8 protein-coding genes and 1 pseudogene are annotated in these 7,961 nt (G+C 61.5%); all 9 read left to right on the plus strand.

Translation table 11 applies throughout. The features are described from left to right. Positions 1–44 precede the first annotated feature (44 nt). Positions 45–782 carry a 30S ribosomal protein S2 gene (rpsB, locus tag SB756_RS11570; RefSeq protein ID WP_016501167.1) on the plus strand — a complete coding sequence of 246 codons (738 nt, stop codon included), beginning with the start codon at positions 45–47 and terminating at the stop codon, positions 780–782. A gap of 185 nt (positions 783–967) precedes the next feature. Further along, the gene (gene tsf / locus SB756_RS11575; RefSeq protein WP_016485208.1) at positions 968–1,831 is read left to right on the plus strand and encodes a translation elongation factor Ts; all 864 of its coding nucleotides are present in this window, start codon (positions 968–970) and stop codon (positions 1,829–1,831) included. A 179-nt stretch (positions 1,832–2,010) separates the two neighbouring features. Beyond that, on the plus strand, positions 2,011–2,754 hold the full coding sequence (gene pyrH, locus SB756_RS11580; RefSeq protein WP_009686950.1) for a UMP kinase: 744 nt from the start codon (positions 2,011–2,013) through the stop codon (positions 2,752–2,754). Continuing rightward, entirely contained in the window at positions 2,751–3,308 is a 558-nt protein-coding gene (gene frr / locus SB756_RS11585; RefSeq protein ID WP_043202602.1) for a ribosome recycling factor, read from the plus strand. Before pyrH ends, frr begins: the two co-directional genes overlap by 4 nt. Positions 3,309–3,323: 15 nt before the next feature. Beyond that, on the plus strand, positions 3,324–4,079 hold the full coding sequence (gene uppS, locus SB756_RS11590) for a polyprenyl diphosphate synthase (protein ID WP_016485210.1): 756 nt from the start codon (positions 3,324–3,326) through the stop codon (positions 4,077–4,079). After that, positions 4,079–4,894 (plus strand): phosphatidate cytidylyltransferase, encoded by an 816-nt coding sequence (locus tag SB756_RS11595; RefSeq protein ID WP_341797763.1) that lies wholly within the window; start codon positions 4,079–4,081, stop codon positions 4,892–4,894. Before uppS ends, SB756_RS11595 begins: the two co-directional genes overlap by 1 nt. After that, complete coding sequence (gene ispC / locus SB756_RS11600; RefSeq protein ID WP_016501163.1) at positions 4,891–6,081, plus strand: 1-deoxy-D-xylulose-5-phosphate reductoisomerase; 1,191 nt, start codon at positions 4,891–4,893, stop codon at positions 6,079–6,081. Before SB756_RS11595 ends, ispC begins: the two co-directional genes overlap by 4 nt. 71 nt (positions 6,082–6,152) lie before the next feature. Continuing rightward, positions 6,153–7,505 carry an RIP metalloprotease RseP gene (rseP, locus tag SB756_RS11605; protein ID WP_341797764.1) on the plus strand — a complete coding sequence of 451 codons (1,353 nt, stop codon included), beginning with the start codon at positions 6,153–6,155 and terminating at the stop codon, positions 7,503–7,505. A gap of 73 nt (positions 7,506–7,578) precedes the next feature. Next, a pseudogene (locus SB756_RS11610) lies at positions 7,579–7,961 on the plus strand (outer membrane protein assembly factor BamA); the annotation flags it as partial.

Here is a 7,961-nt window from a genome sequence, read left to right on the forward strand (position 1 = left end):
ATTGGGATGCGTGGAGGCCCAACCCGACTTATCAAGGAACTATCATGTCCCAAGTCAACATGCGCGATATGCTGAAGGCCGGTGTGCACTTCGGCCACCAGACCCGTTACTGGAACCCGAAAATGGGCAAGTACATTTTCGGCGCGCGTAACAAGATCCACATCATCAACCTGGAAAAAACCCTGCCAATGTTCAACGAAGCTCTGGCTTTCGTAGAGCGTCTGGCTCAGGGCAAGAACAAGATCATGTTCGTCGGCACCAAGCGTTCCGCCGGCAAGATCGTCGCCGAGCAAGCTGCTCGTGCCGGTTCGCCATACGTTGACCACCGCTGGTTGGGCGGCATGCTGACCAACTACAAAACCATCCGTGCTTCGATCAAGCGTCTGCGCGACCTGGAAACCCAGGCCGAAGATGGCACCTTTGCCAAGCTGACCAAGAAAGAAGCCCTGATGCGTTCGCGCGATCTGGAAAAGCTGGACCGCAGCCTGGGTGGTATCAAGGACATGGGCGGTCTGCCTGATGCCCTGTTCGTGATCGACGTTGATCACGAGCGCATTGCTATCACCGAAGCTAACAAGCTGGGCATCCCGGTTATCGGCGTTGTCGATACCAACAGCAGCCCGGAAGGTGTTGACTACATCATCCCAGGCAACGACGACGCCATCCGCGCCATCGAGCTGTACATGACTTCGATGGCCGACGCCATCATCCGCGGCCGCAACAACGTTGCTGGCGGCACCGAAGTCTATGTTGAAGAAGCGGCTGCACCTGCTGCTGAGTAATAGGCGCTAGCGTCTACTTGGCACGCAAAAAGGGGGCTTAGCCCCCTTTTTGCCACCTTGAAATCCTGCTGTCAGCAAGGGCCCCGCATTATGGGGTGGCTGAGACAATAACAGCGGATTCGCAGAATTTAACGCCCGTGTCGAGCGGGTGGAATGGTTGAAAAACTTTCCAAGAGGATTTTGAAATGGCAGCAATTACTGCAGCGCTGGTAAAAGAACTGCGCGAGCGTACTGGCGAAGGCATGATGGATTGCAAGAAAGCCCTGGAAAAGGCTGGCGGCGACATCGAAAAAGCCATTGACGACATGCGTGCCTCGGGCGCCATCAAGGCCGCCAAAAAGGCTGGCAACGTCGCTGCTGAAGGCGCTATCGCGGTCAAGACCGACGGTAAATCCGCCGTTCTGCTGGAAGTGAACTCGCAGACCGACTTCCTGGCCCTGCAAGACGACTTCAAGAACTTCGTTGCCGAAAGCCTTGAAGAAGCCTTCGCCCAGAAGCTGACCGACGCTGCTCCGCTGATCGCCTCGCGTGAAGCTGCTCGTGAAGCCCTGGTTGCCAAGTGTGGCGAAAACGTCAACATCCGTCGCCTGGTGCGCGTTGAGGGTGACGTTGTCGGTGCCTACCTGCACGGCAACAAGATCGGCGCTGTCGTCGTTCTGAAAGGCGGTGACGTCGAGCTGGCGAAGAACATCGCCATGCACGTTGCAGCGTCGAACCCTGAGTTCCTGGATTCGTCGGAAATCTCCGCCGAGGCCATCGAGCGCGAGAAGAATGTCTTCCTGCAGCTGAACGCCGACAAGATCGCCGGCAAGCCGGAAAACATCGTTGAGAACATGATCAACGGCCGTATCACCAAGTTCAAGGCCGAAGCTTCGCTGAAAGAGCAGGCTTTCGTCATGAACCCAGAAGTCAAGGTTGGCGAGCTGGCCAAGAAAGCCGGCGCTGAAATCGTTTCGTTCACCTACTTCAAAGTAGGTGAAGGCATCGAGAAGCCAGTCGACGACTTCGCTGCTGAAGTTGCCGCTCAGGTAGCTGCTGCCAAGCAGTAAGACAGCCCCGTCTGTCGCCCCAAAGAGGCTGCCCGCTCACGCGCGCAGCCTCTTTGTCAAAGCGGGAGCGGTTTACGAGACCGTTGCTCGCTGACGCAGTCGCTGCGTCACGTTAGAGTTACATGCAGGCTCAAGCAGCCCGCCAGAATTTTTTACAAACGCCGCAGGAGAGATTCGCAATGGCTCAGCAGGGCAGTGGTCATCAGGCTCGCTATAAACGCATTCTACTCAAACTTAGCGGCGAGGCCCTGATGGGCTCGGAAGAGTTCGGGATCGACCCAAAAGTCCTGGATCGCATGGCGCTGGAAGTCGGCCAACTGGTCGGCATCGGTGTTCAGGTAGGTCTGGTGATCGGTGGTGGCAACCTGTTCCGTGGTGCGGCGCTCAGTGCAGCCGGCATGGACCGCGTCACCGGTGACCACATGGGCATGCTGGCGACCGTAATGAACGCCCTGGCCATGCGCGACGCGCTGGAGCGGGCGAACATTACCGCCATTGTCATGTCGGCTATTTCCATGGTTGGCGTGACCGATCACTATGATCGCCGCAAAGCCATGCGCCACCTGAACGCCAAAGAAGTCGTAATTTTCGCTGCCGGTACCGGCAACCCGTTCTTCACCACCGACTCTGCTGCCTGCCTGCGCGCCATCGAAATCGATGCCGACGTGGTATTGAAGGCAACCAAGGTCGATGGTGTATACACTGCTGATCCATTCAAGGACCCGCATGCCGAGAAGTTCGATCATCTGACCTACGATGAAGTGCTGGATCGCAAGCTGGGTGTGATGGATCTGACGGCAATCTGTCTCTGCCGCGACCACAAGATGCCGCTGCGCGTCTTCAATATGAACAAGCCCGGCGCCCTGCTGAACATCGTGCACGGCGGCGCGGAAGGAACCCTGATCGAGGAAGTTCAAAAATGATCAACGCTATCAAGAAAGACGCCCAGGACCGCATGGGCAAGTCCATCGAGGCGCTGGGTCGTCACCTGGCGGCGATCCGTACCGGTCGTGCCCACCCAAGCATCCTGGACAGCGTCAAAGTCACTGCCTGGGGTAGCGAAATGCCGCTGAACCAGGTCGCTGCGATCAGCGTCGAAGATGCCCGCACCCTGAAGATTGTCGCTCACGACAAAAACCTCAGCGCTGCCATTGAGAAGGCCATTCTCACCTCCGACCTGGGCCTGAACCCGTCCAGCGCCGGCACCACCATTCGCGTGCCGATGCCAGCCCTGACCGAGGAAACCCGCAAGGGCTACACCAAGCAGGCCAGCGGCGTGTGCGAGGATGCCAAGGTAGCCGTGCGCAACGTGCGCCGCGACGCCTTGGCCGACCTGAAGAAGCTGACCAAGGACAAGGAAATCAGCGAGGACGAAGAACGTCGCGCCGCTGACGAGATCCAGAAGCTTACCGACAAGTTCGTTGCCGAAGTCGATGCTGCCTTCAAGGCCAAGGAAAAGGACCTGATGGCCGTCTAAGGCCGGGGTTTCTTAATGGAAAAGACCAAGCCAGTGGCGCCGTCCTCGGTGCCGCGTCATGTCGCGATCATCATGGATGGCAACAACCGCTGGGCGAAAAAACGCCTGCTGCCCGGCGTTGCCGGGCACAAGGCGGGTGTCGACGCCGTTCGCGCGGTCATCGAGGTGTGTGCCAAGTCCGGGGTCGAGGTATTGACCCTGTTTGCGTTCTCCAGCGAAAACTGGCAGCGCCCCGCCGAAGAGGTCGGTGCGCTGATGGAGCTGTTCTTCTCGGCCCTGCGCCGTGAAGCCAAGCGCCTCAACGAGAACAACATCAGCTTGCGCATCATCGGTGACCGTTCGCGCTTCCATCCCGAGTTGCAGGCTGCCATGCGCGAAGCCGAGGCGCTGACCGCCGGCAACAACCGCTTCATCCTGCAGATCGCGGCCAACTACGGCGGCCAGTGGGACATCGCCCAGGCCGCGCAGCGGCTGGCGCGGGAAGTGCAGGCCGGGCACCTGCGCCCGGAAGACATCACCCCGGGCCTGCTGCAGACCTGCCTGGCAACCGGCGAGCTACCGTTGCCGGACCTGTGCATTCGCACCGGTGGCGAGCACCGCATCAGCAATTTCCTGTTGTGGCAGCTGGCCTACGCCGAGCTGTACTTCTCCGACCTGTACTGGCCGGACTTCAAACACGAGGCCATGCGCAATGCCCTGGCCGATTTCGCTTCGCGCCAGCGCCGCTTCGGTAAGACCAGCGAGCAGGTCGAGGCTGGAGCTCGTGCTTAATGCTTAAACAACGCATCATTACTGCGCTGATCCTGCTGCCGATCGCGCTGGGTGGCTTCTTCCTGCTCAACGGCGGGGATTTCGCCCTGTTCATCGGCTTCGTGGTGACCCTTGGCGCCTGGGAGTGGGCGCGCCTGGCCGGGTTGATGACCCAGCCAATGCGCATCGCCTATGCCGCGGTGGTCGCCGGAGCGCTGATGTTGCTGTACATCCTTCCGGAGCTGGCGCCCTGGGTGCTGGGTGCCGCGGTGATCTGGTGGGGGCTGGCCACCTGGCTGGTGCTTACCTACCCGCGCAGCAGCGAGCTGTGGGCCAGTGCGGCCTGCCGGTTGCTGATCGGCCTGCTGGTATTGCTGCCGGCCTGGCAGGGGCTGGTGCTGCTCAAGCACTGGCCGCTGGGCAACTGGCTGATCCTGTCGGTCATGGTGCTGGTGTGGGCCGCCGATATTGGCGCTTACTTCTCTGGCAGGGCCTTCGGCAAGCGCAAGCTGGCCCCGCAGGTCAGCCCGGGCAAGAGCTGGGAAGGCGTGTATGGCGGCCTGGCGGTGAGCCTGGCCATTACCTTGGCGGTCGGCATCAGTCGCGACTGGGGTTTCGGTCAGATCCTGCTGGGCCTGCTGGGCGCCGCGCTGCTGGTCATGTCCTCGGTGGTCGGTGACCTGACAGAGAGCATGTTCAAGCGCCGTTCCGGTATCAAGGACAGCAGCAATCTACTGCCCGGCCATGGTGGTGTACTCGACCGCATTGACAGCCTTACAGCAGCGATCCCGATTTTCGCCGTGTTGTTGTGGGCTGCCGAATGGGGTGTGATGTGAGCCGCCCGCAGCGTATTACCGTTCTCGGGGCCACCGGCTCCATCGGCCTGAGCACGCTGGATGTGATCGCGCGCCATCCCGATCGCTACCAGGTGTTCGCCCTCAGCGGGTATTCGCGCATCGACGAGTTGCTGGCCCTGTGCGTGCGCCATCGCCCGGCGTTCGCTGTGGTGCCGAGTGCCGAGGCGGCCGTGCGGCTGCGCGAAACCCTGGCAGCGGCCGGCTGCGCCACCGAGGTGCTGGAAGGCGAGGCCGGGCTTTGCCAGGTGGCTTCGGCAGCGGAAGTGGATGCAGTGATGGCAGCGATTGTCGGTGCCGCCGGCCTGCGCCCGACCTTGGCTGCCGTGGAGGCGGGCAAAAAGGTGTTGCTGGCCAACAAGGAAGCCCTGGTGATGTCCGGTGCGCTGTTCATCGAGGCAGTGCGGCGCAGCGGCGCCGTATTGTTGCCGATCGATAGCGAGCACAATGCGATCTTCCAGTGCATGCCCGGCGACTACGCACGCGGCCTGAGCGCGGTTGGCGTGCGTCGGATTCTGCTGACGGCTTCCGGTGGCCCGTTCCGCGAAACGCCGGTCGAGGCGTTGCTCGATGTGACGCCGGAGCAGGCCTGTGCGCACCCCAACTGGTCGATGGGGCGCAAGATTTCCGTGGATTCGGCCAGCATGATGAACAAGGGGCTCGAACTGATCGAGGCTTGCTGGTTGTTCGATGCCGCGCCGGCCAAGGTCGAGGTGGTGGTGCACCCACAGAGTGTCATCCACTCCCTGGTCGATTACGTGGACGGCTCGGTATTGGCGCAGCTGGGTAACCCGGACATGCGTACGCCCATCGCCAATGCCCTGGCCTGGCCTGAGCGCATCGATTCCGGGGTGGCTCCGCTGGACCTGTTTGCCATCGCCCGTCTGGATTTCCAGGCGCCCGACGAACAGCGCTTCCCTTGCCTGCGCCTGGCGCGGCAGGCTGCCGAGGCCGGCAACAGCGCACCCGCCGTACTCAATGCGGCCAACGAAGTGGCGGTCGAGGCATTTCTTGAGCGGCGTATCCGCTTCCCGGAGATCGCGGGTATGATCGAACAGGTGCTCGATCAGGAGCCCGTCGTGCCGCTGCCGTCGCTGGACGCGGTGTTCGCCGCCGACCAGCGTGCCCGGGAGCTTTCCCGTGAGTGGCTGAGGCGTCACGGTCGCTGATGCAAGCCCCCCCCAGGTTCGTGAGGGGGTTGGCATGATGCCGGCCCGCTGAACATCATTCGGAGATGGACATGACAGCGCTCTACATGATTATCGGCACCCTCGTGGCTTTGGGTGTGCTGGTCACTTTCCATGAATTCGGCCACTTCTGGGTGGCACGCCGCTGCGGCGTCAAGGTGCTGCGCTTCTCGGTGGGCTTCGGCACGCCGCTGCTGCGCTGGCATGACCGCCATGGCACCGAATTTGTGGTAGCAGCAATTCCGCTGGGCGGCTACGTGAAGATGCTCGACGAGCGCGAGGGCGATGTACCGCCTGCGCTGGCTGATCAGTCGTTCAACCGCAAGTCCGTGGGCCAGCGTATCGCGATTGTCGCGGCGGGCCCGATTGCCAACTTCCTGCTGGCCATCCTGTTCTTCTGGGTGCTGGCGATGCTGGGTACCCAGCAGGTCCGTCCCGTGATCGGTACGGTCGATGCTGGCAGCCTGGCAGCATCGGCCGGGCTGACTGCAGGTCAGGAAATCGTTTCAATCGACGGCAAGCCGACCAACGGTTGGTCGGCGGTCAACCTGCAGCTGGTTCGTCGCCTGGGCGAAAGCGGCACGTTGCAGGTTGGCGTGCGCGACGAAGGCGCCACGGCTGAGCGCCAGCTGCAGGTCAAGCTGGACAGCTGGCTCAAGGGTGCTGACGAGCCGGACCCTATCCAGTCCTTGGGGCTGCACCCTTGGCGCCCGGCGATGGTGCCGGTGCTGGCCGAGATTGATCCGAAGGGGCCGGCTGCCGCTGCGGGTCTCAAGACAGGCGACAAGCTGCTGAGTGTCGATGGCGTGCCGGTGACGGAATGGCAGCAGGTCGTCGACAGCGTGCGTGCTCGCCCGGATGCCAATGTGGTCGTGCGTGTGGAGCGCGACGGCGCTGCCCTGGAGGTGCCGGTGACCCTGGCACGCAAGGGTGAGGGCAAGGCTGCCGGTGGCTATCTTGGCGCCGGGGTAAAAGGTGGCGAATGGCCTGCCAGCATGCTCCGCGAAATCAGCTACGGCCCGCTCGAGGCGGTGGGTGAGGGGTTGTCCCGCACCTGGAACATGAGCGTGCTGACCCTTGAATCGCTGAAGAAAATGCTGTTCGGGGAGCTCTCGGTAAAAAACTTGAGTGGACCGATAACCATTGCTAAAGTGGCGGGCGCTTCAGCCCAGTCCGGCGTGGGGGATTTCCTGAATTTCCTGGCCTACCTGAGCATAAGCCTGGGGGTTCTTAACTTGCTGCCCATCCCGGTACTGGATGGGGGGCATTTGCTGTTTTACCTGGTCGAGTTGGCGCGCGGTCGTCCGCTGTCAGATCGGGTGCAAGGTTGGGGGGTCCAGATCGGTATCAGTTTGGTCATAGGGGTGATGTTGCTCGCCCTGATCAACGATCTGGGTCGACTATAAAGCTTCGCTCAATTGCGAACCTGCCGCGTTGTCGCGGCAGGTTGTTTATTGCCAGTTGGAATAAAAGGACTTCATGAAACGTCTGCTGCTAACTGCGGTCATGTCCGCACTGATGATCGCTGAAGTTCACGCCGAGTCCTTCACCATCTCCGATATTCGCGTCAACGGCCTGCAGCGGGTTTCCGCTGGCAGTGTCTTCGGTGCCTTGCCGCTGAACGTCGGCGATCAGGCCGATGACCGCCGCCTGGTGGACTCGACCCGTTCCCTGTTCAAGACCGGGTTCTTCCAGGACATCCAGCTGAACCGCGATGGCAATGTGCTGATCATCAACGTGGTCGAGCGCCCGTCGGTGTCGAGCATCGAGATCGAAGGCAACAAGGCGATCAGCACCGAAGACCTGATGAAGGGCTTGAAACAATCGGGCCTGGCCGAAGGCGAGATCTTCCAGCGTGCCAC

This window comes from Pseudomonas sp. SIMBA_068 (assembly GCF_046534705.1).
In the GTDB taxonomy this organism is placed as follows: domain Bacteria; phylum Pseudomonadota; class Gammaproteobacteria; order Pseudomonadales; family Pseudomonadaceae; genus Aquipseudomonas; species Aquipseudomonas putida.